This window comes from Pelagibius sp. Alg239-R121 (assembly GCF_947331435.1).
Classification (GTDB): domain Bacteria; phylum Pseudomonadota; class Alphaproteobacteria; order Kiloniellales; family Kiloniellaceae; genus Denitrobaculum.
On the sequence record NZ_CAMZOF010000008.1, the window covers coordinates 91034 to 114453 of the forward strand.

The 23420-nt window shown below is 58.3% G+C and carries 24 protein-coding genes and 1 pseudogene; 12 read left to right on the top strand and 13 right to left on the bottom strand.

Annotated elements, in window-relative coordinates; translation table 11 throughout:
* Positions 1-54 precede the first annotated feature (54 nt).
* Genes QMZ18_RS24630 through QMZ18_RS24640 form a run of 3 tightly spaced genes read left to right on the top strand, consistent with a single transcriptional unit; the run spans position 55 to position 2640 of the window.
* Entirely contained in the window at positions 55-1104 is a 1050-nt protein-coding gene (locus QMZ18_RS24630) for an ABC transporter substrate-binding protein (RefSeq protein ID WP_282609029.1), read from the top strand.
* A gap of 7 nt (positions 1105-1111) precedes the next feature.
* Positions 1112-1885 (top strand): ABC transporter ATP-binding protein, encoded by a 774-nt coding sequence (locus QMZ18_RS24635; RefSeq protein ID WP_282609030.1) that lies wholly within the window; start codon positions 1112-1114, stop codon positions 1883-1885.
* Positions 1882-2640 carry an ABC transporter permease gene (locus QMZ18_RS24640; protein ID WP_282609031.1) on the top strand — a complete coding sequence of 253 codons (759 nt, stop codon included), beginning with the start codon at positions 1882-1884 and terminating at the stop codon, positions 2638-2640. The genes QMZ18_RS24635 and QMZ18_RS24640 overlap by 4 nt, the downstream gene beginning before the upstream one ends.
* A gap of 347 nt (positions 2641-2987) precedes the next feature.
* Here the strand turns inward: QMZ18_RS24640 and QMZ18_RS24645 are convergent, their stop codons facing one another.
* Positions 2988-4046: a 3-deoxy-7-phosphoheptulonate synthase gene (locus QMZ18_RS24645; protein ID WP_282609032.1), complete on the bottom strand. Its 1059-nt coding sequence runs from the start codon at positions 4044-4046 to the stop codon at positions 2988-2990.
* A 542-nt stretch (positions 4047-4588) separates the two neighbouring features.
* On the opposite strand from QMZ18_RS24645, the gene QMZ18_RS24650 reads away from it, so the two are divergent.
* From QMZ18_RS24650 to QMZ18_RS37115, 3 genes and pseudogenes are all read left to right on the top strand, one after another.
* A complete protein-coding gene (locus QMZ18_RS24650; RefSeq protein WP_282609033.1) occupies positions 4589-5977 on the top strand; it encodes an aspartate aminotransferase family protein in 1389 nt (462 codons plus the stop codon).
* 213 nt (positions 5978-6190) lie between these two features.
* Positions 6191-6673 (top strand): hypothetical protein, encoded by a 483-nt coding sequence (locus QMZ18_RS24655; protein WP_282609034.1) that lies wholly within the window; start codon positions 6191-6193, stop codon positions 6671-6673.
* 324 nt (positions 6674-6997) lie between these two features.
* A pseudogene (locus QMZ18_RS37115) lies at positions 6998-7318 on the top strand (GFA family protein); the annotation flags it as partial.
* A 140-nt stretch (positions 7319-7458) separates the two neighbouring features.
* Here the strand turns inward: QMZ18_RS37115 and QMZ18_RS24665 are convergent.
* From QMZ18_RS24665 to QMZ18_RS24675, 3 genes are all read right to left on the bottom strand, one after another.
* On the bottom strand, positions 7459-8226 hold the full coding sequence (locus tag QMZ18_RS24665) for a TIGR01458 family HAD-type hydrolase (protein WP_282609035.1): 768 nt from the start codon (positions 8224-8226) through the stop codon (positions 7459-7461).
* 73 nt (positions 8227-8299) lie between these two features.
* Complete coding sequence (locus QMZ18_RS24670) at positions 8300-8848, bottom strand: hypothetical protein (RefSeq protein ID WP_282609036.1); 549 nt, start codon at positions 8846-8848, stop codon at positions 8300-8302.
* A 102-nt stretch (positions 8849-8950) separates the two neighbouring features.
* Positions 8951-9433, bottom strand: a complete 483-nt coding sequence (locus tag QMZ18_RS24675) for a YchJ family protein (protein WP_282609037.1) — start codon at positions 9431-9433, stop codon at positions 8951-8953.
* Positions 9434-9690: 257 nt separating this feature from the next.
* Here QMZ18_RS24675 and QMZ18_RS24680 point away from each other — a divergent pair, with 257 nt between their 5' ends.
* Positions 9691-10680 (top strand): 4Fe-4S dicluster domain-containing protein, encoded by a 990-nt coding sequence (locus tag QMZ18_RS24680; protein WP_282609038.1) that lies wholly within the window; start codon positions 9691-9693, stop codon positions 10678-10680.
* A 315-nt stretch (positions 10681-10995) separates the two neighbouring features.
* Here QMZ18_RS24680 and QMZ18_RS24685 read toward each other — a convergent pair whose 3' ends face one another.
* Positions 10996-11220 carry a hypothetical protein gene (locus tag QMZ18_RS24685; RefSeq protein WP_282609039.1) on the bottom strand — a complete coding sequence of 75 codons (225 nt, stop codon included), beginning with the start codon at positions 11218-11220 and terminating at the stop codon, positions 10996-10998.
* Positions 11221-11263: 43 nt separating this feature from the next.
* On the opposite strand from QMZ18_RS24685, the gene QMZ18_RS24690 reads away from it, so the two are divergent.
* Positions 11264-12235 (top strand): lipid II:glycine glycyltransferase FemX, encoded by a 972-nt coding sequence (locus tag QMZ18_RS24690; protein ID WP_282609040.1) that lies wholly within the window; start codon positions 11264-11266, stop codon positions 12233-12235.
* Positions 12236-12477: 242 nt separating this feature from the next.
* On the opposite strand, the gene QMZ18_RS24695 is transcribed toward QMZ18_RS24690, so the two are convergent.
* Positions 12478-13026, bottom strand: a complete 549-nt coding sequence (locus tag QMZ18_RS24695) for a class II aldolase/adducin family protein (RefSeq protein WP_282609402.1) — start codon at positions 13024-13026, stop codon at positions 12478-12480.
* A gap of 215 nt (positions 13027-13241) precedes the next feature.
* Here QMZ18_RS24695 and QMZ18_RS24700 point away from each other — a divergent pair, with 215 nt between their 5' ends.
* Entirely contained in the window at positions 13242-13400 is a 159-nt protein-coding gene (locus QMZ18_RS24700; RefSeq protein WP_282609041.1) for a hypothetical protein, read from the top strand.
* A gap of 338 nt (positions 13401-13738) precedes the next feature.
* On the opposite strand, the gene QMZ18_RS24705 is transcribed toward QMZ18_RS24700, so the two are convergent.
* Positions 13739-14170: a YHS domain-containing (seleno)protein gene (locus QMZ18_RS24705; protein WP_282609042.1), complete on the bottom strand. Its 432-nt coding sequence runs from the start codon at positions 14168-14170 to the stop codon at positions 13739-13741.
* 207 nt (positions 14171-14377) lie between these two features.
* Here QMZ18_RS24705 and QMZ18_RS24710 point away from each other — a divergent pair, with 207 nt between their 5' ends.
* The gene (locus QMZ18_RS24710) at positions 14378-15133 is read left to right on the top strand and encodes a DUF6502 family protein (RefSeq protein ID WP_282609043.1); all 756 of its coding nucleotides are present in this window, start codon (positions 14378-14380) and stop codon (positions 15131-15133) included.
* Positions 15130-15957 carry a hypothetical protein gene (locus QMZ18_RS24715; protein ID WP_282609044.1) on the top strand — a complete coding sequence of 276 codons (828 nt, stop codon included), beginning with the start codon at positions 15130-15132 and terminating at the stop codon, positions 15955-15957. Before QMZ18_RS24710 ends, QMZ18_RS24715 begins: the two co-directional genes overlap by 4 nt.
* Positions 15958-16432: 475 nt before the next feature.
* Here the strand turns inward: QMZ18_RS24715 and QMZ18_RS24720 are convergent, their stop codons facing one another.
* From QMZ18_RS24720 to QMZ18_RS24735, 4 genes are all read right to left on the bottom strand, one after another.
* A complete protein-coding gene (locus tag QMZ18_RS24720; RefSeq protein ID WP_282609045.1) occupies positions 16433-17098 on the bottom strand; it encodes a hypothetical protein in 666 nt (221 codons plus the stop codon).
* 136 nt (positions 17099-17234) lie between these two features.
* Positions 17235-18224 carry a flagellar motor protein MotB gene (locus QMZ18_RS24725; protein ID WP_282609046.1) on the bottom strand — a complete coding sequence of 330 codons (990 nt, stop codon included), beginning with the start codon at positions 18222-18224 and terminating at the stop codon, positions 17235-17237.
* A 46-nt stretch (positions 18225-18270) separates the two neighbouring features.
* Positions 18271-19137: a flagellar motor stator protein MotA gene (gene motA, locus QMZ18_RS24730; protein ID WP_282609047.1), complete on the bottom strand. Its 867-nt coding sequence runs from the start codon at positions 19135-19137 to the stop codon at positions 18271-18273.
* A 111-nt stretch (positions 19138-19248) separates the two neighbouring features.
* Positions 19249-19932: a class I SAM-dependent methyltransferase gene (locus tag QMZ18_RS24735; protein ID WP_282609048.1), complete on the bottom strand. Its 684-nt coding sequence runs from the start codon at positions 19930-19932 to the stop codon at positions 19249-19251.
* A gap of 406 nt (positions 19933-20338) precedes the next feature.
* On the opposite strand from QMZ18_RS24735, the gene QMZ18_RS24740 reads away from it, so the two are divergent.
* Positions 20339-20821 carry a flavin reductase family protein gene (locus QMZ18_RS24740; RefSeq protein ID WP_282609049.1) on the top strand — a complete coding sequence of 161 codons (483 nt, stop codon included), beginning with the start codon at positions 20339-20341 and terminating at the stop codon, positions 20819-20821.
* Positions 20822-20874: 53 nt separating this feature from the next.
* Here QMZ18_RS24740 and QMZ18_RS24745 read toward each other — a convergent pair whose 3' ends face one another.
* Both QMZ18_RS24745 and QMZ18_RS24750 read right to left on the bottom strand, forming a co-directional pair.
* Positions 20875-22107 (bottom strand): YbiU family protein, encoded by a 1233-nt coding sequence (locus QMZ18_RS24745; RefSeq protein WP_282609050.1) that lies wholly within the window; start codon positions 22105-22107, stop codon positions 20875-20877.
* Positions 22108-22178: 71 nt separating this feature from the next.
* Complete coding sequence (locus tag QMZ18_RS24750; protein ID WP_282609051.1) at positions 22179-23261, bottom strand: LacI family transcriptional regulator; 1083 nt, start codon at positions 23259-23261, stop codon at positions 22179-22181.
* Positions 23262-23420: the final 159 nt, after the last annotated feature.

Here is a 23420-nt window from a genome sequence, read left to right on the forward strand (position 1 = left end):
AAAACTAAGGGCATCTTGAGAAATAATCAATAACAGGGAGAGGAGATCAGGCCAATGCAACAGCGTTCAACACAAATCGATCGCAGATCGTTTCTAAAGGCGTCCGCCGCGGGCGTGGCGGCATTCGGGACTGGCGTCCAACTGATCATTCCCAAAGACGCCCGCGCCGCAGCCAAGGTCGTGATTAAGTATGACTGGCTGATGTCCAATGGACAGATCGGTGATATTGTTGCGGTCGAAAACGGTTACTTCCAGGAGGCTGGGTTGGAGGTTGAATTCAGCCCGGGCGGCCCGAATTCAGCAACCGTGCCACCTGTCGTTTCTGGGGCGGCCGCGCTCGGGCAGTTCTCTGAAACTGCGCAGTTGTTCGGTGCACGTGCCAGCGGCGTCCCCGTCAAGATACTTGCCTGCGGCTACCGAACCGGACCCTACGCCTTTACGTCCAAGCCAGCCCGGCCGTTGCGCTCCGTCAACGACCTTCGGGGGTTGAAAATCGGTATTCAACCGACCGCGCGTTTTCTCATCGATGCCATCGCCGCCAAGAACAATATCCCGATTGGGGAACTGGAAGTCGTCAACGTCGGCTTCGACAAGGCGCCTTTGATCCGCGGAGAGGTCGATGCTATCGGCGGCTGGATTACTAATACGCAGGCTCTGAGTGTCGTTGGCGATGACCGTATAGACCTGCTGGTCAGCGATCTTGGGCTACCTGCCTATGCCGACGTCTATTTTGCGACCGATGAGGCCGTGGCAAACAATGCCGATACTCTGGCGAAATTCATTGGCGCAGCAGCAAAGGGATGGGGCTGGACTCACGCAAACCCTGAAGAAGCTGTCAAGAAAGCCGTTGCGGCATTCCCCAACATGGACTTGGATTGGGAATTGAAAACCATCGACCTCGTGCTCCGCATGAGCTTCGATGCCGACACGGCAAAGGATGGCTGGGGCGCATTCGATCCGGCATCTCTGGAAGAGCAGATATCGATCTACGACCAGATCAAGCAATATCCTGACGGGCGTCCCAAGCTTGAAGAGGTCTACACGTCGAAGATCCTTGAGATGACCGCAGCGGACCGTCCAAAGCTCAACGCACCGGGCGCCTGACACGTCGATGACTCTTGCGGTGGAAACCCACGATCTTAACATCGGTTATCGCAACGCCGAGTCTGATGTGATCGTTCTCGCCGGCCTCAATCTTACCATCGAGGCCGGTGAGTTTCTAACCATTCTCGGACCCTCGGGCTGTGGGAAATCAACTCTGCTGCGGGTTGTTGCCGACCTTCTGGATCCGCTATCGGGCAAGATCGGCGTTCTCGGGGCTCACCCGCGCGATGCCAGGCAAAACCGTCAGATTGGGTTTGTGTTTCAGGATGCAACGCTCCTTCCGTGGCGAAACGTCAGAGACAACATAGAGCTGCCAGCTGTTGTCGGAGGACGCAACATACGACCGTTGCCTCTCGGTCGAACTGACGAACTCCTGACAATGCTGGGCCTGGAAGAGCTTGGTGAACGCTTTCCTCACCAGCTTTCGGGCGGTCAGCGCCAGCGCGTGGCCATTGCACGTGCGCTGATCGAAGAACCGCAATTGCTTTTGATGGACGAGCCTTTCGGCGCGCTGGATGAAATTACGCGTGACCGGCTCAACAACGAGCTTTTGGCCATCTGGCGACGGACGGGAACGACCATCCTGTTTGTCACTCATTCGATCATGGAGGCAGTCTATCTCGGCCAGCGTATCATGGTGATGGCAGCCAATCCGGGCAGGGTCGTCGAAGTTCGAGACCTCCGTCCGACCAAGACTGCGGACAACAGCTGTAGCCGCGAAGACGCAGGGATCATTTCAGCTATGTCCGACATGCGTGCCGCGCTCGAGGCGGCGTCATGAAGGAACGCCCGCTGTCCCGAACGGTGCTGATCGTGCTGCCGGTCCTCGGGGCTTTGTCGATCCTTGCCGCTTGGCAGTTCCTCGTCCCCTGGACAGGCATACCCGCCTACATTGTGCCCACACCGACAACAATCCTTGGCGTGTTTCAAAAACAATGGCCGTTGCTGCTTTCAAATCTCTGGCCGACCGCGGTGGAAAGCGTCGCCGGGTTTCTGATCGGCAACTCCGTCGCCATTTTTCTGGCAGTCGTATTTGTTTACAGCCGCATTGTGCAGACTGCTTATTTCCCGGTGGTCCTGTTCTTCAACACCATCCCCGTTCTGGCCTTGGCGCCGATCATTATCCTGATCTTCGGCCTCGGTATGACGCCGAAGATCATTATCGCCGCAGTAATCTGCTTCTTTCCCACGCTGGTCAACATGATCCGCGGACTGAACTCCGCATCCCACAACGAACAGGAACTGCTGCGCATTCTATCCGCTACGCCGTGGGAGGTTTTTTGGCGGCTGCGGTTTCCACGAGCCTTGCCGATGTTGTTTTCTTCCTTGCGGATCGCCTCGACGACCGCAGTGATTGGTGCAATCGTTGGCGAGTGGATCGGATCTGATAAAGGGCTCGGGGCGCTGATCATTCAGGCAACATTCAATTACCGTGCGGGCCAGCTTTATGCAGCCATCGTCCTATCCTCTTCGATGGCAATCTGCCTGTTCCTGATTGTTGCTTTCGTTGAACGCAGGGTCATCCGTTACGCCTGAAAAGGACGATGATGAAAGCGTAATCAGGACCGGTCCTGGTTATGGCCGGCGACTCAGACTAGTCTGGACAGTCTCCAAAGCCTTCTTCCTTCGAGGTTAAATCGTGCGCAAGATCACGCTGCAGGTTCAGCCGATCTCATGGTTCGGCGCCATGGGATACCCGTCCAGATCCACAATCACTTCCCGGCCGCTATTGAGCACACCAAGGGTCTCGCGGGCATAGTCTTGCCAGCCGCGCAGCCGCAGCCCCGGGTTTTCAGTAAGAGGCTGCGGCCCCTCATTCTTGCTATCAGACCGCGCTCAACCGGAGGCCTCAACTCGGACCTCCGGAATTGCGGAGATACAGTTCAAGCCGCCACCCGCCGGCGTCCCGCGACCGCTTCGGCGAGATTGTAAAGCACCTCAACCGAGCTCGCCCAGTCGATACAGCCGTCGGTGATCGACTGGCCGTATTTCAAGGGTTTCGCACCCAGCTCCTGGCGTCCGGCAATCAGATTACTCTCGATCAGGAGCCCAAGAATGCGGCGCTCGCCGCCGGCAATTTGGCCGGCAATTTCCGCGGCCACCAAGGGCTGGTTCTCTGGCTTCTTGGAGCTGTTGGCATGGCTGGTGTCGATCATGACAGTCCCGCGCAGGCCGGCGGTTTCGGCGGCCCGGCAAGCCGCATCGACCGAGGCCGCGTCGTAGTTCGGCTCGGTTCCGCCGCGCAGGATGATGTGACAGTCCTCGTTGCCCGCGGTCGCGGCAATGGCGCAACGGCCGGTCTTGGTGACGGCCATGAAGTGGTGCGGATGGGCAGCCGACTGCACCGCATCCAGGGCAATCTTTACGTCGCCGGAGGTGCCGTTCTTGAAGCCGACAGGGCAGGAGAGGCCGGAGGCCAGTTCCCGATGCACCTGGCTTTCGGTCGTGCGTGCGCCGATAGCGGCCCAGCCAACCTGATCGGAGATATACTGCGGCACGGTGGTATCCAGGAATTCGCAGCCGACCGGCAGTCCAAGCTCGTTGATCTTTGCCAGCAGGCGCCGCGCGGTCTCGAGTCCTCTATTGATATCGTAGCTGCCGTCCAGATGCGGATCGTTGATCAGGCCCTTCCAGCCGACGGTGGTGCGCGGCTTGGCGAAGTAAACCCGCATCACGATCTCGAGGCTGCCGGCAAGATCCCGACGCAGGGTGGCAAGTCGATTGGCGTAGTCCAACGCGGCCTCCGGATCATGGATCGAGCAGGGTCCGACCACCACCAACAGGCGGTCGTCCTGGCCCTTCAGAATGCGTTGAATGGCGGTACGGGTACCTTGCACCGTCTTTGCGGCGGCCGGGGTTAACGGGATGTCTTTCAGCAGGGTTTCAGGCGAAACCAGCTCTCGTATTTCTTTAATTCTCAGATCGTCAGTTGCTTGTTGCATCGCTCGGGTTCCTTATCTCAGGCTGCCGGCGGAAACAAAAAAACCGCCAGAGAGCTGGCGGTTGGTTCGGTTTGTTATGTATCTGGTTGATCAGAACATAGGGTCCCCTCCGTCCGCCTGTTGGCCCGGATAGCTAAAGTAAAACCAGAAAGTGGCGAACGAATTGATCATGGACTTAGCGTTACACAGGTGACGGCTGGCTGTCATCTGCTTTTTTGAGGGCCTGGTCTCAAGCGGCGCCGAGTGCCTTTCGAGTGACGATGTGTTTCTCTCTCGGATTGAGTGAAAAACCGGGCTGGTAGAACCGACCCAGAACGTTCAACTGATTGTATTTTATAGCGCAATAATATGGCTTTACATGATTGCGTGCATGGCAATGAAACCAAGATACGAAAGATTTTCCAGACTGTTTGAAAAATCGAATTTACGCTCCCTCTTTAATCTAGGCTAAGAGAAGTCTGTAAGCGGTTTCATCGCTGCGTTAATGTACAGCGTTACTGGGCTGCGTTCTTTCGCACCGCCGTGCCATTGGGGAGACAGCAATGAACATCAATGTCGACATCAACGATTTCAGCCAGGTCATCGAGAATGACCGCACCCGCATCTGGCACCATCTGACCCAGCACAAGAAGTTCGAGACGGTCGATCCGCTGCTGATCATCGAAGGCAAGGGCCTGCGGGTCTGGAACCAGGCCGGCCGCGAGCACCTGGATGCGGTCTCCGGCGGCGTTTGGACCGTCAATGTCGGCTATGGCCGCGAGCGCATCGCCAACGCCGTACGGGACCAGCTGGTCAAGATGAACTTCTTCGCCGGCTCAATGGGCACCATTCCCGGCGCCAATTTTGCTGAGATGCTGATCGCCAAGATGCCCGGCATGAGCCGCGTCTACTACTCCAACTCCGGCTCCGAGGCGAACGAGAAGGCCTACAAGATTGTCCGCCAGATCTCCCACCAGAAGCATGGCGGCAAGAAGCATAAAATTCTATATCGCGAGCGCGACTACCACGGCACCACCATTACCGCTCTCTCCTCTGGCGGCCAGCAGGAGCGCAAGGGCATGTACGGGCCCTTCACGCCCGGCTTCGTCGAGGTCCCGCACTGCCTGGAGTACCGTTCCCAGTGGGGCGAGATCGAGGACTACGGCATCCGTGCCGCCAATGCTATTGAAGAGGTCATTCTGCAAGAGGGTGCCGATACGGTCGGCGGCCTGATCCTAGAGCCGGTGACGGCCGGTGGCGGCGTGATCGTACCGCCCGCGGGCTATTGGGAGCGGGTTCAGGAAATCTGCGCGAAGTACGACATTATTCTCATCATCGACGAAGTCGTCTGCGGCATGGGGCGCACCGGCGAGTGGTTCGGCTATCAGCACTACGGCATCAAGCCGGATATCGTGACCATGGCAAAGGGCGTTGCCTCGGGTTACGCCGCGATCTCCTGCACCGTGACCACCGAGGCGCTGTTCGAGGAGTTCAAGTCCGACCCCGAAGAGCCCATGAGCTACTTCCGCGATATCTCGACCTTTGGCGGCTGCACCGCCGGACCTGCGGCGGCGATCGAGAACATGCATATTCTCGAAGAAGAAAAGCTGCTCGAGAACACCACCAAAATGGGCGACTACCTGGTCGGCCGTCTTGAGGAACTCAAAGGCAAGCATGCCCTGATCGGCGAGGTCCGCGGCAAAGGGCTCTTCGTCGGCGCCGAGCTGGTTTCCGACCGAGAAACCCGCGACCCGGTCCCTGAGTCCGTGACACAAGCCATCGTCGGCGACTGCATGAAGCACAACGCCGTCGTCATCGGCGCCACCAACCGTTCGCTGCCGGGCCTGAACAACACGCTGTGTCTGTCACCGGCGCTGATCGCCACGAAGGACGACATCGACGAGATTGTCACTGCGATCGATGAAGCGCTGGGACGGGTGACGGCGGGGTAGGGCGTGCCGCGATTTTGGATTGAGAAACCGCGTCATCGGGTTGCCCGTGGCGCGGTTTTCATTCGTGCATCCTGTGCCGTGCCTGAACGTCTTCGGGTTGGGCAGGCTGTCGCTGGACGCGAGGTCCCATCTTGAATCTCTTCTGATCGTCACCAACATGAATTCAATTGTATGTATACGATGAATTTTTAATGACGAATGAGAGATTGAGCAATGTCCAATCTGACTGAGCCCCTGAGATCAACTCCCACAGACCCGTCGGGCCCGCGACCCACCGCCGGCATGATCGGCTTTGCCATCGGTGCCGCCGCCGTGCTCCTCGTCTTGATGCACTTCTGGGCCGGCCCTTTCGCCCCGCAACAAAGCGCCGGCATCTCCATCGGTGAAATCGCCGGCGAGATCCGTGATTCCGCAGCCCGGGCTTTGTCCGGCGAACAACAGCCTGAACCAACCGCCGCCCCCTGGGACATCGACCGCGTGCTAAATCTCTTCGCCGCCGTCCTCGCCGGCGCGGCCATTGTCCTCGGCCTGTTGGGCATCGTCCGCCGCGAGACCTGGCGCCCCGCCGCCGGCGCGATCGCTTTGGGCGCGAGCGCGGTGGTGTTTCAGTTCTTCGCCTGGATCATTCTGATCGTCGTGGGACTGATCGTTTTCTTCGTGATCATCCAGAATCTAGACGGGATTTTGAGTGGATGAAGCGTTGTGTTTGCTGGAGGCAGGGGACGACAGGTTGGTGTAAGTTATTTTTTGTAAACTGCTTTGGAAGGCAACTGCACAATACACGATCCGATTCGCTGTAGACATTTGAATACCCGTTCGCCCTTAGTTGACAGGGTCGAAAATAAGTATTCACTACTCAGATTCCCTGCGCAAAAACTGCTGCGTTGCCGTAATTGCAGTTTAGGATTCTTGAAGCTGGCATAAGGAGAATTCGCGATGAGAATCGACGGCGCGTGCCACTGTGGCTTCATTCAATTTGAAGCTGAAGTTGATCCCGAAGGGGTTTAACTCTGCCATTGCACCGATTGTCAGTCCATATCGGGCTCGCCTTTTTGCTGGGCGGTTTCGGTGTCCGTCGAGAAGTTCAAACTACTGTCTGGTGAGCCCAAGACCTACGAAAAAATTTCGGCGAACGGTGCGACAAGCCTTCAGTTATTCTGCCCGGAATGTGCTTCACCGCTTTACTCGACAGCGGTAGGCGTGGAGCCCAAGTCATACAACCTTCGTCTGGGGACGGCTCGACAGCGAGCGGCGTTGCCGCCCAAACTGGAAGTTTGGTGCGCCTCGGCACAGGAATGGAATTCCGTAAAGGGGGATACCGGGAAATTTAATACACAATAAGCCTAGATCAGCCTGACTGTTGAAGCTTTACCAATTGGCTTGAAGATTGGGAATCAATGAAGTAGGCGGCGGCAGGTTCCAATTTATGCGTTTGACCAATCGACGAACGCGCAAATGCAAGTCCGTCCTAGAAGCTTCGCTTACGCGCGACAATCCTCAATCCACCTCACCGCCGCCGTCAGATCATCAACAACAGCACTTGGCCTCGGATCCACACTCACCTCAACCCCCTCCACATACTTTCCCGTCCGCACCAGCACGCCGTAACCCAACCCCGCCGCCAGCGCCCCGGCGACATCCATCTCCGCGTCGTCGCCGACCATGACCGCGTCCTCAACCGCACAGACCATGCTCTCCAGCGCAGCTCCAAAGAAATCCGGCGACGGCTTGCCCAGCACGGTCGCCTTGCGCCGGGTGGCGAACTCCAGCGCCGCGACGAAGGGGCCCGCGTCCAGGCTCAGTTGGCCGTCCTGGTCCTTGAAGGTCCGGTTGTTGGCCAGCGCCAAAAACTCGGCGCCGTCGAAGGCCCGGAAGGCGGCGTTCAGGCTGTCGTAGGTGAAGCTCTTGCCCGCGTCGCCGATCACGACGGCCTTTTCGGCGTAGTCCGGGAGTCCCTGAAAGTCCTCCGCCAGGTCGGGATGGATCAGCAGGTGAGGGGCGCGCTTGTGGCGGATCAGCCAGTCGCGCGCGGCGGCGGCCGGGGTGAAGAGCTCGTCGTCCGCGATCTCAAGCCCCATCCCGCGCAGCTTTTCCAGGATGCCCTGTTTCGCGGTGCGGGTGGTGTTGGTCAGGAAGCGGATCGGCAGGTCGGCGTCGCGCAGGCGCGCAACGGCCTCCAGGGCGCCCGGCAGAACCCGGTTGCCGACATAGATCACCCCCGAAAGATCGAGCAGGACGGCCTTGATCATCACCCAACCCGCCAAGCTGCTGTGAGGAGGGTAGTCTAGCAGCGTGCGGGCTGGGCGTTAAGGCCGTCGGCCATCATTCAGCAGGTTTGTAGGTTTCAGGCTGGAAACAAAGTGGTTCCGGACTTGCGGTGACCTTGCCGTAAGCTTCTTTCTCGAAAGCCTCCGCGTTGTTTTCCATTTCGTCGTAGGTCGGCGCTTCTATGCCTTTGACCTTGCGGCCCCAATGGACCATTTCATGCATAATCGTGGCTTCCAGGTACTCCTCCCAGGCAGCGAGCTTTACCTTGTCGCCGCTGTTCGCGCTATGGAATGCCTTCAACTTCGCGCTCTCGTAGTGACCTATGACCGCCCTGGAAATCCCGAACACCTTTTTCGACCAGGTCATGCCGACGCTGATCCGGTACTTGCCGGTCTTCGGATCCCGCTCGCAAGGGAAGTTCGCGGGCGAGACTTTGGGATTCATGTTGGGACGAAGGGCCAACGCAGCGTCATGAGGGGCGAGGCCCGACCATTTTACATAGGCATCGAACACCTTTTTCTTGTGAAAGACTCGATCTTTCATCGAAAGCAAGAAGGCGTGGAAATAGTAATACTTCTTTTGGTCTTCGAGTTGAAGGTACATCGCGAATCTCCTTTTGGTCTGCATTCCGACCGGTGCATCCTCTTCAACTCTCTAACAGATCAGAGTGTGGTTTTATTCCCTGGTGTCGACAGGCCTGAGGCCCTACGCCCCGCAGCACTTCTTGTATTTTTTTCCCGATCCGCAGGGACAGGGCTCGTTGCGGCCGACCTTCACGACCTGCCGCGGCGCGCCTTTCGGATTTATCTGCCCGTCGGTGTAGACCCAACGTCCGTTTTCGCGTTTGAATGTGGCCAGTTCATGATGAGCGAGCTGCTGACCCTCCAGACGAAAGCTGGCGACAAACTCGACCGTCCCGGTCTCGTCATTTTCGCCGCCGCCTTGAGTGTCGCGGACTTCCAATCCCAGCCATGTCGCATTATTGGCGGTGTTCTCCGCTTCGACCTCGTCGAAATCCAATCGAGATTCGGAAGACAGTGTCTGAGAGAGATAGCCGACATTGCCGAGCGCGAAGGCGGTATAGCGTGAGCGCATCAGCGTCTCTGCAGTCGGTGCGGGCGCACCGCCTATTATGGTGCCGCAACAGTCATCTAAGTTCCGGCCGGTACCGCAGGGGCATGACGTCACGGTAAAAGACTCCTTTTGTAGCCAAGTAAACGCAATCTGCTCTAACTTTATTCGGTGGCGAAGCAAAGAGGAATTGTACCTCTCCGGGGCCCGATCGTATTTCACTGTTTCGCTGAAAGATGCGAATCAACCGCCACTTCATACAGCCAGAGCCTTTCCCGTTCATATGGATTCATTCTACCGTGCGGATTTTCAGTGCTGACGAAGTACGAATTGGAGCGGTTGGCGTTTGTTCAAAAAAGCTTTAAGCTTAAAGAATGGCCAAACAAAATCCATACCGTCCCTTCACTCCGGATCCGGAATTCGTTGCGCTTCTGCCTGAAACGAAAGGCAGTGAGACGAATGGTCTTGGAGAGACGGAGGTGCGTCGGCCGTCGATGGTCTGGTGGGCGCCTGACATGGACGCCGTCTCCTTTGGTGAGGCCCAGAAGTGGTTTTACCGGCGTGAACCGCAAGACCCGGTCTTGATGGACTTCCGCACACAGCGCCGTGCGATCCTGGAGGCGCCGCTGCCCGAGCTTGCCGATACGCCGGCGGAGCGAAGTCCGGAGGAGTGGACGGATGCGCTGAACAGGTTCATCGCCGATGGCGATTGCGAGATGGTCGGCGTGACGGCGCTACAGCCAGAATGGGTTTTCGAGCATCACGAAACCGACTTCGGCACTGTGGTCATGCTGGGTGTTCAACATGATTATGACGAGCTGAAGCATGTGCCGGAAACCCGCGGCGGCATTGAGGTCACACGTCAATACTGCCGCGCCGCCGCCGCTGCGAAACGCGTCGCCGGCTGGTTACGTATGGAAGGCTGGGACGCGGCGCCCGTGACCGGCCCCATGGTCGGCGAAATACTGATGATCCCACCGGCTCTCGAATGCGGTTTCGGAGAGCTGGGCAAACACGGCTCCCTGATCAATCCGGAGTTCGGGTCCGCCTTTCGGCTCGGCGCAGTCCTCACGGACGCACCTTTTGCCCACACGACCAAACGCAGCTTCGGCGTCGACGATTTCTGCAGCCGCTGCCGGGTCTGCGAAGACGCCTGTCCGCCCTTCGCGATCGGGCCTGAAAAGCAAATGGTGCGCGGTGTCGAAAAATGGTTCGTCGATTTCGACAAATGCATTCCCTTTTTCGCCGACACTTCCGGCTGCGCCATCTGCATCGCCGTCTGCCCTTGGTCCCGCCCGGGCGTCGGTCTGAACCTGGCGGAGAAACTGGCACGCCGCCGGGAACGGGATGAGGTATCGGAGTGAGTGGGGCGGCTGTTGGAGATTGGGCTAACGGCTAGAAGGCTGTCCGGCAGGCGTTTCTCGGTCGCAGCCCGTCACCGGAACCTGAACTTCGAGAATGCAGCGGATCGAACAATTCTCTGGGGCGAAAATTGTGCTGTTCCTTGCCGATGCTCTGCATCGCCTGCGTTCCTTCTCCTGCCCGAAGGACCCTGGAGACAATCTCTATGGGGCATTATCAATGCTCCTTGGTATAAGGCCTCCATTGTCCTTTTTCAGCAGCCTGTTAGAGCGTTTTCAACTTATGTCGAATCGGTTCCAGCCCAGTCAAATGACGCTTCAGTTAAATAAACAGAACAGCGCGTAGCAGTGATCGGTGAAGCGGGTGAAAAGAAAATACATAAAGGCATCGGCCAGCAGGCTGACGGCCAGCACCGGCAGCACGATGTAGAGAGTGAAGTAGTAGAGCGCCCAGCGCGTGAAGCGGCGCTTGGGAATCCGGTGCCCCCGGACTTCCGCCAGCTTCTCCGCCTGCGATGAAGGGCTGTCGGCCGACTGGGTCATAATCACAGACTAAAGATTGCCGGGCCCGGTGAAAACCGGGATTATGACGGCCATGGTCACCGCCCCCGAACCCGAACCCGAACCCGACGCCGATATTACCTGGCAGCCCTGCCCCCGCGAGACCTGGGATGTCCTCACCCGCCAGGCCGGGCAGAGCAGCCTGGAACAGGCCTGGGCTTACGGCGCGGCGATGGAAAGCCAGCAGGGCCTGCGGGCCGAGCGCGGCCTGATCGGCCAGGGTGGCGAACCGCTGGCCCTGGTCCAGGCCTTCTGCGGAGACCGCCTCTTCACCCGCATCGCCAGGGTGCTGCGCGGCCCCATCTGGCTGATCGACCCACGGGAAGACCCGCGCACACCAGAGGTCTGCGATACCATCGCCCGGCATTTCCGTCGTCGCTTCGGCGACTTCCTGTTCTGGCTGCCGGAACTGCCTGATAATCCGAAGAGCGCCGCCATGCTGCGCGCCCAGAGCCTGCGCCCGGTCGTGACCGGCTACAGCTCGATCTGGCTCGACCTGCGACCGCCCCTGGAGGCCTTGCGCGCCGGCCTGCACGGCAAGTGGCGCAACGCCCTGCGGCAGGCGGAAAAGGCCGGTTTCGACGTGGGGGTGACGACCAACCCACGCCGCCTGAGCCAAAGCCTGCAACTGTATGACCGCTTTCGCCGCAAGAAGCGCTTCGTCGGCCCCAACGGCGATTTCATCGCCGCTCTGGCAGGCCACGACCGCAAGGCCGTGGTCGCCCTCACTGCACGACTGAGTGGCGACCAGGTCGCTGGCGTCATCTTGATTCGCCACGGCAGAGCGGCCACCTACCTTGCCTCCTGGACCAGCGACGCGGGCCGCGTTGGCCAGGCCCATAACCTGCTGCTCTGGCGCGGCATCGAGACCTTGAAAGAGAGCGGGATCGACTGGCTTGACCTCGGCGGCGTGAACACCGAAAGCCAGCCCGGCATCGCCCGCTTCAAGCTCGGCCTCGGTGGCGAAGTCTTTACGCTGGCTGGGACGTATTTGTGAGCGACGAAACGAAGAAGGCGAAGTAGAGCGACCAGCGTTTCTTTTCGAAGATCAGTCATCGCTTGACACCATACGTCGTAATTTTTCCATGTCGGGGAAATCCACCAAACGAACTTTCTAATCATCATCCGTAAACTTCCGTCGGCCAGGGCTCATACCAATCTCCTATCATCAACAATGGTAAGTTAATCCATTGTCCGGAAACAGGAACGAACTCCAGGGCGCGCTGTCTGCTCGACCACCTACCGTGGGATCTCTCTGAACGGCTTGCCGTGCATCTTGGCCAGTGTCTGCACCTGTGCGGCGCGTTCCAGGTAATCGAGATCGTCAAACGCCGTGGCCATAGTCGATGCCGTCACGACAACGCCGTGGTGGCCGAGGAACGCGATTGGCTTATAAGCCATCGCATCAGCGATCCGATCTCCTTCCTGATGATTCAGCGCCAGTCCGCCATAACCATCGTCGTAGGCAATGCGGTTGTGAAAACGCAGCGCGCCCTGCTCAACCATCTCCAACCGGCCATCCTCGACGATGGCCAACGAAGTTGCATATGGCATGTGGGTATGGAGCACGGCTTTGGCGGCTGGTCGTCCTGTGCGGATCGGCGCATGGATGAAGTACGCTGTCGGCTCTACCGTATGCTCGCCGTCCAGCACCCGGCCGTCGCGATGGCAGAGCACGATGTCTGAGGCTTTCAGCTCCGACCAGTGAAACCCCTGCGGAGTCACCAGAAACTCCTGCCCATCGTCAGAGACGGCGAGGGAGAAATGATTGCAGATGCCTTCACTCAGACCAGTTTATCGGCATAGCGCAATGCGGCGGCCAAATCTTCACGCGCTTCCCGCAGGTCGGTTCTCATAAACGTCTATTTCCCATATGACACCCCGTCCTGACCTCATGGCTTGAGCAGGGACGCCTTCGAGCATTTCGAGGCGACGACTTCTGCAGCCGCTGCCGGGTTTTTGAGGATGTCTGTCCGCCTTTCGCGACCGGGCCGGAAAAGCAAATGGTGCACGGCGTCGAAAAATGCTTCATCGATTTCGACAAGTGCATCTCCTGCTTCGCCGACACCTCTGGCTGCGCCATCTGCATCGCCGTCTGCCCCTGGTCGCGGCCGGGTGCCGGCATGAAGCTGGCGCGCTGGCGGGAGCGGGATGAGGGCTAGGAGTGAGCGGGGTGGCTGTCGGTGATTGGCCAAACGGGCTGCAGGCTGTCCGACAGCCGGTCACAGCCCTTCGCCGGAGCGTTGCGGCGGGCGACACAATTGGCGTGGATCCGTCGAGAGCGTCACCGAACAAAGGCAGGTGTCAGGCCACCAAAGTTCGTGAGCGAGCCTGCGTTGAAAGACTGCACAAAACCGGACCTGGCCTTGTTCTCTCAAATCCGCCACCCCGGCGGGGCTGGGGTGGCGGAAGGGTCAATTGGTATATGCTTTGCTACCGTCCCGATTGCAAACGTGCCATGACAATCAGGGCAAGGCAGCTTGGGTTCCCCGATGCCGGATCAATATGGAGCTATTCGGACCCAGTTGTCGTCGCCCTGGGAAATGTGGTTGGGGATGTCCGCGCGCCATTTCTTCTGGGCGCCTTCGTGGACCTTGATATAGAGCTTGTTGTCTACAATCTGCCAGACTTGGGGATCCCCGGGCCTCTTGTAGTTCTGCGAGGCCGCCCAGGCACAGTAGCCATCGTACTGCGGTGCATAAGCAGATGGATTCGCCTTGAACTTGTCGCGGTTTTCTTCCGATGCGAAGTACCACACGGCACCATTCCAGAAGTGATGGAACTTGGCACGTCCCTGGGTCGGTTCGCCCGCGGTGAAATAGGCGACAGTGTCGTAGCCGCCGATCGCCGTTGCCAGTTGGTTGGTGGCATGGGCCACAGAAGACACTGCACCTGCAAGCAGGAACGCCGTGGCCATTAAGAGTTTCTTCATGACATATTTCCTCATGTGCTGAACAGACGCTTTTGTCAGAAAACGCAAACACCAAAAGTCCGTTCAATGTTCTGGTTGCTTGGATGTCAGTCTTGACGTAAAAAGTTTGATGGGAAAAATTCCCATTGTACAATAACCTCGTTATCACAAAATGTTGTGCTGAGTTTTACAAACTGCTGCGCCGGATTTAAATGTACCGCTAGGACCATGGCGAATGACGACAAAATATCAGCAGAACAGTCGCTTGCAGCGATCATGACACCGATTGCCCGGCTCATGATTGAAAACGATGTAATGCTGAATGATGCAGTGAAGCTTTTGAAGGCCGCGCTGGTCGAAACCGCCTTTGCCAAGGTTCCCGATGCATCTGCGAGCCACGTCAGCCTGATGACCGGTGTGCACCGCAAGGACACCAAGCGGCTGGAGCGCAAGGATCCAATGCCCGAACGCAGCTCTGCGGCGGCCCGTGTCTTGACGATCTGGCAGAACGATCCAGTGTTCCAGGGCGCGGACGGCCCGCGCGATCTGCCGCGTGATGGCGAAGACGGTTTTGATGCGCTAGTCCGGTCCGCCAAGGTTGATGCCGCGCCCGCTACCGTCCTATCGCTGTTGCGCAATACCGGAAATGTCGAGGAGCACGATGGCAATATCCGCCTTGTTTCAACCGTGCTTGTGCCCGTTGATAGCTCAGAGAAACTGAAGGCTGCGGTGGCGACCCTGCTGCCGCATCTGGAGACGACCATCGGCAATGTAGTCGGCGACAAGCCGCAGTGGGATCGGGCGTTGCGCTATTCGCACCTGTCGCAAGCCGCTGCCAGGTCGCTTGAGGAAAAAGGCGCGAAACTGGCCCTGGAGATGCTCCAGACGCTCAATGCGGAAGCCAAGAAACTGCAACAGGAAGAAGAAGGATCGACCCTCTTCGTTGCGGGGACCTTCATGCATACGAAGGAAAAAGAGGCATGAAGCGGATATTGCTGGTCTTGAGCCTCATGATGATTGTGACGCCGATTTTCGGTGATGAAAAGGAAGGCGGGATCGTCGGCACGGGGGTTGTCGGCAGTGTCACAGGTGTCGACCAGTTTGAAGTCAGCGGCATGCGCTTTGGATTTTCCTCGGACCTTGAACTGAAAGGCTTGAAAAGCCTGGAAGACCTGCGCATGGGGATGACACTGGTGCTGAGCACGGCACCGGACGGCAATGCCTGGCAGGCCACACAACTGCGTCACCTACCGGTGCTTTCCGGGCCGGTAACCGGACCCAATGAAGTGATGGGGGTGCCGGTGACCGGTGATCTAGAGGATGCAGCATCGGTAACGGTTGATGGATTCTGGTCTAAGACAGGTGTCGTTGCGTCGCGCATATCGCCGGCTCCGGCGGGGCTTCAGCAGGTCACCGGGGTCTATGATGCGGATCAGGCAACGGTCGGAAGGGTTAAAGTACAGGCTGCACCATCGCTTAGCCTTGCTGACGGCAAGATCTTCACGGTCACCGGACGCTTTGAAAACGACCTTCTGGTCGCCGAAACCGTCGAAACCGAACTGTTCATGGGCAATGCGCCGGACCTGATTCTCGTTGAAGGTTTCTTTTCTGAGCCCAACGAAAAGGACGAGGTCAGCCTAAATGGTGTCGCCGTTGCTGCGGCAACTGAGGGCGGCGCCATCGATCCGGCCACTCAGGTCAGGCGCTGTGCTCTGCGCGGCCGTCTGGATTTCGCCCTGAGCGACCTGCCCGCCAATGAGCTTGCAACAATCGAGTCCTTCTGCGCCACCGTCCTGCCACGGGAATGAGGCATTGCCGGCCGACTTCCTCGCAAAAAACAAGCAAAGGCTTCGGACGTTGGCTCAGTAACCGGCAACCGCCAGGGCATCATGCAAAGCGCCACCACGACCGGCCTTCAGTGTGTCCCTTCGCCTTCCCCCGGCGTGGTCCGCGTTAGCTCCTGTTCCGCCGCTAAAATCCGTCTCCACACCACTTGGCCCTCAAGGCCGCCGTTCTCGAGCATCGCGTTGTCGCACATAGCTGCTTCAAGCGGTGAATCATCTCCGAAATCAAGGGTTAGCTCAGGTCTCGTTTTGTGCATATTAAAATTCGAGAGAATCAGTTCGTAGCTCTGGCAAACAGGCCAGAAAAAGTGGGGGCGCGGGGGAATGTGTTCCCCCGAAATTCAAGCTTGCAGCCTACTTTTGAAAAGGTGCGAAACTAACCCGCCGTCGCCGCAAAATAACTTCGAGGAAGTTCAGCCCTTCGCCAGCACCCGTCCAGCTATAACGCAGATGCTGAAGCGACCGATTGCCCGCCTCGTGACTTGATCATCTTCCGCAAGGCTTTGGTCAAGGACTCTTGCAAGGGGCCCTCAAATGCAGCGCCTGTCGGCATCGGGATGATGATCGTGTCGCAGTCGGTTTCGGAGGCTGTTTCCGAAAAGCTCTCCGATGTTTCCTGGCCATCCGGCGTGATCTCCGTCACGACGAAGGTTGAGGTTATTCGCGACGTCCACTTTGAGCACAGCCCTGCACCGGACTGGTAGGTCAGTCCCTTCAGCACCAGTTCGAGTCTGATCCGGGTCGTCGCATCTGGGTCGATCTCAAACAAGCGTGTGGCGGCCTCTTGAAGCAGGGGCTCAGTATCCTCCTCCAGGAGATAATCGGAGTTCAGGTAAATCTTTTGGAAGCCGCGAAAGTGATGGGTTCGCGACTTGACAATGATCGTTCCCTTGACGGGCGCGACGAACTCGATGGCGGCGATTTTTTCTCGCTGGACTTGAATCTGCTCAGGTCCTTCCAGAGACCCAAATTCGGGTATGCTCACGTCAAAATCCGCAACTCCGGGTTCTCTTGCCGCAAGGCCGCAACCCGAGAGCGCAAGTGCACAGAGACTGGCAACGATGAGCCGAAACAAAATCGAGCGTTCAAAGGCCGCAAGTTGCATAAGGGTTCCCAACTGATCTTTTCTACAATGAGTATAGATCTTGATAGAGGAGCCTATCATTGGATGCAAAGCCAAGGTGGCGCGGGGAACGTGTTCCCTCAAAAAGCTTTTTTTTAACCTCCGGAGCCTCGCGACCTCAGCCCGCCGTCGCGCTCGCCTCTTGCCCCTCGACCGCCTTGTTCTCCCGCAACAGGATGATCGAGATCCGCCGGTTTTGGGGGGATGTCGGGTCTTCCACAATCAGGGGGTCCTGCGCTGCGCGGCCCACTACCGAGACCACGCGGTCGGGGGCGAGGCCTTCGCTAATCAGGGCACGGCGGCTGGCGTTGGCGCGGTCGGTGGAAAGTTCCCAGTTGGTATAGCCGTCGTCGCCACGGAAAGGCGTGGCGTCGGTGTGGCCCTTGATGGAGATCTTCTGAGGCAGGTTGCTGACGGCCTTGACCACCAGGCCCATAAGTTCGGTGGTGTGTTCGAAAGGATCGGCTTTGCCCGACGGGAACATGGACTTGCGGCTCTGGTCCACCAGTTGGATGCGCAGGCCCTCCGGCGTGTGATCGACCACCAGATTGTTCACCAGTTCTGCCAGTTCGGGCGCTTCCTCGATCGCCTGCTTTAAGGCGGCTTCGGCGGCTTCGAACTGCTCGGTCTCTTCCTCGAACTTCGCCTTCTGTTCGGCGAGAGCCGCGGCGGCCGCGGCTTCTTCGGCCTCGCGGGCAGCCTTGGCCTCGGCGGTTTCGGTCACAGGCGCGTCAGGATCCGGTTCACCTGGCGGCGCGTCCGGATCGTCGACGGCTTCCTCCGAGGGGCCCAACGTGACTTCGACGCCAATGGCCGAACGCTCCGAGATCATGGCGCCGTCCGGGCTCATGGTCCGGCCGGCCAGCACGCCGTCGGAACCGCTGGTCGATGAAGAGACGCGGGGGTTTGGGGTGAAGTAGTCGGCGATGCCTTCCTTCTGCTCTTCCGAGGTGTTGGCCAGCAACCACATCAGCAGGAAGAAGGCCATCATGGCGGTCACGAAGTCGGCGTAGGCAATCTTCCAGGCGCCGCCATGAGCGGCGTGGCCACCCTTCTTGACCTTCTTGATAATGATGGTGTTGCCACCATCTCCATCGCCGTCAGCCATCTAACATTGTCTCCCTCCGTTTTTCCCGTTGTCGCCAGGGGCCTGTCTAGGCGGGCGCGGGCAGGGCGTCTGAGGCTTCCTCGACCTCTGCGAAGCTGGGCCGGGTGTGAGACAGCAGACACTTGCGGGCGTATTCAACAGAGACTGTCGGCGGATTGCCGGCCATGTGGGAGAGCATGCCCGACTTGATGCACTCGTAATATTTTGAGTCCTCCGCGACGACCACGTTGAAGGCGCCCGCCATGGGGCTGATCACGCCGTAGGCCATGAAGATTCCGAAAAAGGTACCGACCAGCGCCGCACCGATCAGTCCGCCCAGAATCTCCGGCGGGGCGGAAATTGAGCCCATGGTCTTGATCACGCCCAGGACCGCCGCGACGATGCCTAGTGCGGGCAAGCTTTCGCCCAGACCGCCGATGGCGGCGCCGACCGCGTGCTCCTCTTCGTGATGGGTTTCCAATTCGAGATCCATAATGGCCTCGACCTCGTGCGGATTGTTGGCGCCAAGGGACATTAGCCGCAGATAGTCGCACACGAAATCGACCGCGTGATGGTCTGAATTGAACTTGGGAAACTCGGCGAAGAGCGAGGATTCATGCGGGTTCTCGATGTGTGGTTCGAGCGCCAGCATGCCCTTGGTCTTGGCCAGTCGGTAGATCTGGTACTGCAGGGTTAGCAGCTCCAGAAAATCTTCCTTCTTGTAGGTCGGGCCTTTGAACATCCGGCCGAAGGCTTTGCCGACCCCACCCAGGATTGCCTTGGAATTGCTGGTGACGATAAAGGCGCCAAGACCGCCACCGAGGATAATGACGAACTCGAACGGCTCCCAAAGCACGCCGAGCTTTCCGCCCATGGCGACATAGCCGCCCGCGACGCAGCCGAAGACAACGACAAGACCAATGATTATAAACATGCGCGCCCAGGTTTTTAGTTGCGACAATTTGAGTAAAGTTAGATCGATATCGGTTAATAACCTGTTTAAGCGGGGAAAATCAGGTTGCCATGGAACGGAGCCTCGCCGGTGCTACAGACGGTATAGCAGCAAGCGCGTTTCCCGCCGATCCTCGACCTCGAGCGTCGCCTCGGGTAAGACCTCCGGTACCGCAAAGGAATTGCTGATCAGCAGGCTGCCAGTCTGCATCTCGGCTCTTGCCTTTTCGTAAATCCGGGGCATTGGCTCCGGCGAGAGGAAGCAGTAGACCAGATCGTAGTCGGCCAGATCCTGCTTCCAGAGGTCGCCGTATCTGATCGACAAGTTTGAAAGACCGCTGAGGGCAACGCGCAAACGCGCGATTGCGAAGGGCAAAGGCGCCGACTCGATGCCGACGAACGAGGCCTCCGGGCACTGTCGGGCCAGATAGAGCAGGGCGCCACCCAGGCCACAGCCGACGTCCGTTGCCTTGAAGTCGTTTCCCTTGCGCGTGCTTTCCCTGGTGATCAAATCCTGCAGCGTCCGCCAGGTGGTGCGGTTGGTCAGGTAGAGCGGCACCCTGTCATCTGCGCTGTTCCAGAACACCAGGGCCAGGGCGATAAACACCACCGGATAGACCCAGCTCGGCAGATTGAGAGACAGTGCCAAGGCTACGGCTGCAGGGATCACCAGATTGATCGGCAACCACCATCTGGCCAAACCCATGACCTGTCCGAGGCCGGCTGCGATAACGCCCTGCACGGCCAATAGCGCGGGCAGGGGAAGGATAAGATCCATCCGGCTTCCAAGGATCTGTTGTCCGCCAATGACAATGGCGGCGCCGGTCAGCTGTGCAAAGACCGCCCGGATCAGGGGATAGCTTCTCCGGCTCCGTCGGACATGGCGAACCTCGTTCGGAGAGGGTTCGGTTTCTGGTGTTTCGGATGAGGGCAGGGGTCGGGTCTCTATTGGATCATGGAATGACGGCCGATGATTGGGAGCTTAAGCGCGCGGCCGGATGCCCGCAACTCGTCTTACGCTTGCCAAATAGTTCGCCGTGCAGCCTGCCATCGGCACACCTCTGGTTCGCATCTCCGTGGCATTTGTATGCCGGAAGGTTTCCGGAGTGGCGAAAGGTAAGATATTTATTTTTTTGGCGCCGTGCTGTATCGATGCGCGATTAACAGCGGATAAGAAGAGATCGATGACGTTCGATTCAAAAGATTATCGGACAGCCCTCGGCTGCTATGCGACCGGCGTTGCGGTTGTCTCTGTGCTCGATGACGCCGGCCTGCCCCGCGGCGTGACCGTGAATTCGTTCAATTCGGTCTCGCTCGAGCCGCCGCTGGTGTCCTTCTGCATTGATAGAGCCGCGTTCAGTTTTACCTGTTTTCAGAAAGCCGAGCATTTCGTTGTTAATGTTTTGGCTGAACAACAGGAGGCCCTCTCCACGCGCTTCGCCAGCCCCCATCCCGACAAGTGGGACGGCGTGGCCTATGAGGTCTGGGAGAGCGGCGCGCCGATCCTGCCCGGTTGTCTGGTCAATCTGGAATGCGCCCTCGATGCGATACATGATGCGGGTGATCACATTATTCTGGTCGGGCTCGTAACCAAACTTGCTTTGGGCCCGGCAGGTTCCCGGCCCTTGCTCTATTTCCGCGGCGCCTACAGCAGGATGATCGATTAAGATCAAAGTGAAATGTTAAGCGACAAGCTTCTGAAATCGCGATGTTTTTAGACTTACAACCCCATCTGTGCACGGCCCAAATCAGTCAGGTCATCGAGGGTTGCGCGTCCGTTAAAGTCGATTTCGTAATCTTCCGGTGCGAAATCAGGCGCACTTCGGCCTTCTAAAAAGGCCTGGGCCTGCAGCCGGGCATAGACCGCGTTCTTTTCGCAACGCGGAGACGCCCCCACATAAACCACATTCGAATAGCCTGCGCCGTGGTGCTCGTCCTCTACCGCATGAATGATATCCGGATGCCACCAGACTGTGTCGCCCGGCTCAACGGTAGGGATAGAGACCAAACCTTCCATCAGAGAGGGGTGCCATTCCCTGCTTGCGCCCAGCGCGCGGCCTGGCAGGGCACCGCAGAGATCGTCTTCGAAGACGTCGTCTTGCAGGGCGCGCAGAAGCATGTAAGCGATGCCATTGGCGATGGGCACGAGTTGCAGGGTACCGTCGTTCGGTCCCTGCGGGGTCAGTCCGGTCCAGCCCTGGAAGGTGCGGAACATCGAACAGACGGCGGGAGAAGGAAATTCTTTGGTCTTTGTTCTTTGGCTGGCGTTCCAGGGGTCGTAACTCCGCCAGTCGCCGGCAAAGACCGACTGGTAGATTTTTTGGAAAGCCGGATCCGTCCAGCGCTCATATGAGCCTGAATCCATATGCGGGGACAGGCCCAACGTCTTGTCACCCGGTTCGCGGCGGCGGGTCCGGTCGGCGTAGGTGTAGTCGTTGTCGGGATCGAACTCCTGGCCGCCCGGACCATCGACTTGCCACAAACGGTTCAAAAAGCGTTTGGTATCGGCCATAGTCTCGCTTTGACGGATCATCACCTGCGGCTTGGACCAATAGATGCCGAAGATCTGCGGACGGCCTGAGGCGAGACCGCTGAAGTATTTATCCAGGCCGCGCTTTTCGACTTCTTTTTCGTAGTAGCCGTTCTCAGTGATGTAGTTGCTGAGTTCCTCGTTCCAATCTTCGGTCCGCGCTCGTTCGAAGACACCGCGTATCACGACCGCACCGCGTTGCCGTATCTCGGCACGGGTGTCGTCAGAAACGGCGCCGTTCCGTATCGCCGCATAGTCGAGCTCCGGAATACAGGGGCGGCCGGCGGCGACCGTGGCCTGGATTTTGTCGGCTTCCGCTTTCATAGCATCGTCGAGTTCGTGAAAGGCGGTGCGCAGCCTATCCTTGTCGCGCCGCAACTGGCGTTTGGCTTCCACAATTTGCGATTTGATCGAGTCTTCCATGCTTTCCTCCCGGAGAGCGGTGCCCGCAAGGGGACCAAATGAATTTCGTGTTCCACAGGTTGTCGGATTGGCTATCCGGCCGTAGCGGTCCGAAACCGTTGCTCCGGCATTCCGATGGACTGCAGAGAGTTGACAGGTTTGTCCTGAAGACGCCGCAACAGGATGTTAGCCAGCTCTCTACCGGTCCCCGTGAGGTCCTCGTAGATCGTGTCAATTTGCGGCAGGTAGTGATTGAAAATACTTGAGGTTTGCTTGGCGACGATATCGACGTCGTCGCCGATTTTTAAACCCGCATCCGATAGTCCGGCCATCAAGGCGATTGCGGAGACCTCGCCGCCGCAGACAAATCCGTCCGGTCGCTCCCCCTGCTTGGCGAGTTCACGAACCGCGGCCCTGATTCCTTCGGAGGTGCTGTCCAGGTCAACCTGAGGAAGTTCGATCCGTTCGACGCCGGCTTCACGTACGGCGGTCATGAATCCGTGGGTCATGTGTTGGTGAAAGGTGTGGACTGCAGGCGGCGCAATCAAAACCAGTCGCTTGCGCCCTTTTTCGATCAGACGCCGGGCTGCGATCAGACTGAATTGGTAGTTGTCGTAGTCATGATAGGGGTGCGCAGAGGCAAGTTCAGTCCGCCCGTGACATACGAAGGGAAAATCGATCTCCATTAGATAGCGAACTCGCGGATCCAGAGGCTCTGTGCGGGAAAAGACGACACCATCCGCTGAACCACTTTCGGTAATGTAGCGGATTGGATCCATTGGATCGGCGTTGAGGAAGTGCGGCGTGACAACCAGGTGATAGGGCGTGCTGCTTAAAACCTGAGAGAGGCCGAGAATGATCGATGTGCCATAGCCGACAACTTCTTCGTGGGGGTTGAGTATCAGGCTGATGACATTGGTTTTACCGGTCCGAAGCCGGACTCCGGCGCGGTCCGGATAGTATCCGACTTCGCGCGCGATCTCGCGGACCTTGCGCTTGGTCTCTTCAGCAATTTCAGATCCGTCCTTCAAAGCACGAGACACGGTGGTGACGCCTAAGCCCGCGATGGTGGCGATGGTCTTTAAGGTCGGCCGTTTGCCGCGTTCGCCGCCACTGCGCGACAGGGACCGGGGAGCTGGAATTTCCAGCGAATCACCTGGCGTTTTGTCGTTCACGGACGGACCTTTCGCTGTCGAATTTAGACGATCAGAATACCTGTAACGTTACAGATTGCAATCCTGATTCGGAAAGTAGTTTTTTGTGTGTTTCGAGAAATATATAAAAAAAATAACAATAACAGTCGGATAGAGAACTTACTGTTTAAGCGTCTAGAA

Coding starts and splice junctions, on each gene's coding strand:
- QMZ18_RS24630 (WP_282609029.1), top strand. CDS start 55: ATGCAACAGCGTTCAACACAAATCGATCGCAGATCGTTTCTAAAGGCG.
- QMZ18_RS24635 (WP_282609030.1), top strand. CDS start 1,112: ATGACTCTTGCGGTGGAAACCCACGATCTTAACATCGGTTATCGCAAC.
- QMZ18_RS24640 (WP_282609031.1), top strand. CDS start 1,882: ATGAAGGAACGCCCGCTGTCCCGAACGGTGCTGATCGTGCTGCCGGTC.
- QMZ18_RS24645 (WP_282609032.1), bottom strand. CDS start 4,046: ATGCAACAAGCAACTGACGATCTGAGAATTAAAGAAATACGAGAGCTG.
- QMZ18_RS24650 (WP_282609033.1), top strand. CDS start 4,589: ATGAACATCAATGTCGACATCAACGATTTCAGCCAGGTCATCGAGAAT.
- QMZ18_RS24655 (WP_282609034.1), top strand. CDS start 6,191: ATGTCCAATCTGACTGAGCCCCTGAGATCAACTCCCACAGACCCGTCG.
- QMZ18_RS24665 (WP_282609035.1), bottom strand. CDS start 8,226: ATGATCAAGGCCGTCCTGCTCGATCTTTCGGGGGTGATCTATGTCGGC.
- QMZ18_RS24670 (WP_282609036.1), bottom strand. CDS start 8,848: ATGTACCTTCAACTCGAAGACCAAAAGAAGTATTACTATTTCCACGCC.
- QMZ18_RS24680 (WP_282609038.1), top strand. CDS start 9,691: ATGGCCAAACAAAATCCATACCGTCCCTTCACTCCGGATCCGGAATTC.
- QMZ18_RS24685 (WP_282609039.1), bottom strand. CDS start 11,220: ATGACCCAGTCGGCCGACAGCCCTTCATCGCAGGCGGAGAAGCTGGCG.
- QMZ18_RS24690 (WP_282609040.1), top strand. CDS start 11,264: ATGACGGCCATGGTCACCGCCCCCGAACCCGAACCCGAACCCGACGCC.
- QMZ18_RS24700 (WP_282609041.1), top strand. CDS start 13,242: ATGGTGCACGGCGTCGAAAAATGCTTCATCGATTTCGACAAGTGCATC.
- QMZ18_RS24705 (WP_282609042.1), bottom strand. CDS start 14,170: ATGAAGAAACTCTTAATGGCCACGGCGTTCCTGCTTGCAGGTGCAGTG.
- QMZ18_RS24710 (WP_282609043.1), top strand. CDS start 14,378: ATGGCGAATGACGACAAAATATCAGCAGAACAGTCGCTTGCAGCGATC.
- QMZ18_RS24715 (WP_282609044.1), top strand. CDS start 15,130: ATGAAGCGGATATTGCTGGTCTTGAGCCTCATGATGATTGTGACGCCG.
- QMZ18_RS24720 (WP_282609045.1), bottom strand. CDS start 17,098: ATGCAACTTGCGGCCTTTGAACGCTCGATTTTGTTTCGGCTCATCGTT.
- QMZ18_RS24725 (WP_282609046.1), bottom strand. CDS start 18,224: ATGGCTGACGGCGATGGAGATGGTGGCAACACCATCATTATCAAGAAG.
- motA (WP_282609047.1), bottom strand. CDS start 19,137: ATGTTTATAATCATTGGTCTTGTCGTTGTCTTCGGCTGCGTCGCGGGC.
- QMZ18_RS24735 (WP_282609048.1), bottom strand. CDS start 19,932: ATGGATCTTATCCTTCCCCTGCCCGCGCTATTGGCCGTGCAGGGCGTT.
- QMZ18_RS24740 (WP_282609049.1), top strand. CDS start 20,339: ATGACGTTCGATTCAAAAGATTATCGGACAGCCCTCGGCTGCTATGCG.
- QMZ18_RS24745 (WP_282609050.1), bottom strand. CDS start 22,107: ATGGAAGACTCGATCAAATCGCAAATTGTGGAAGCCAAACGCCAGTTG.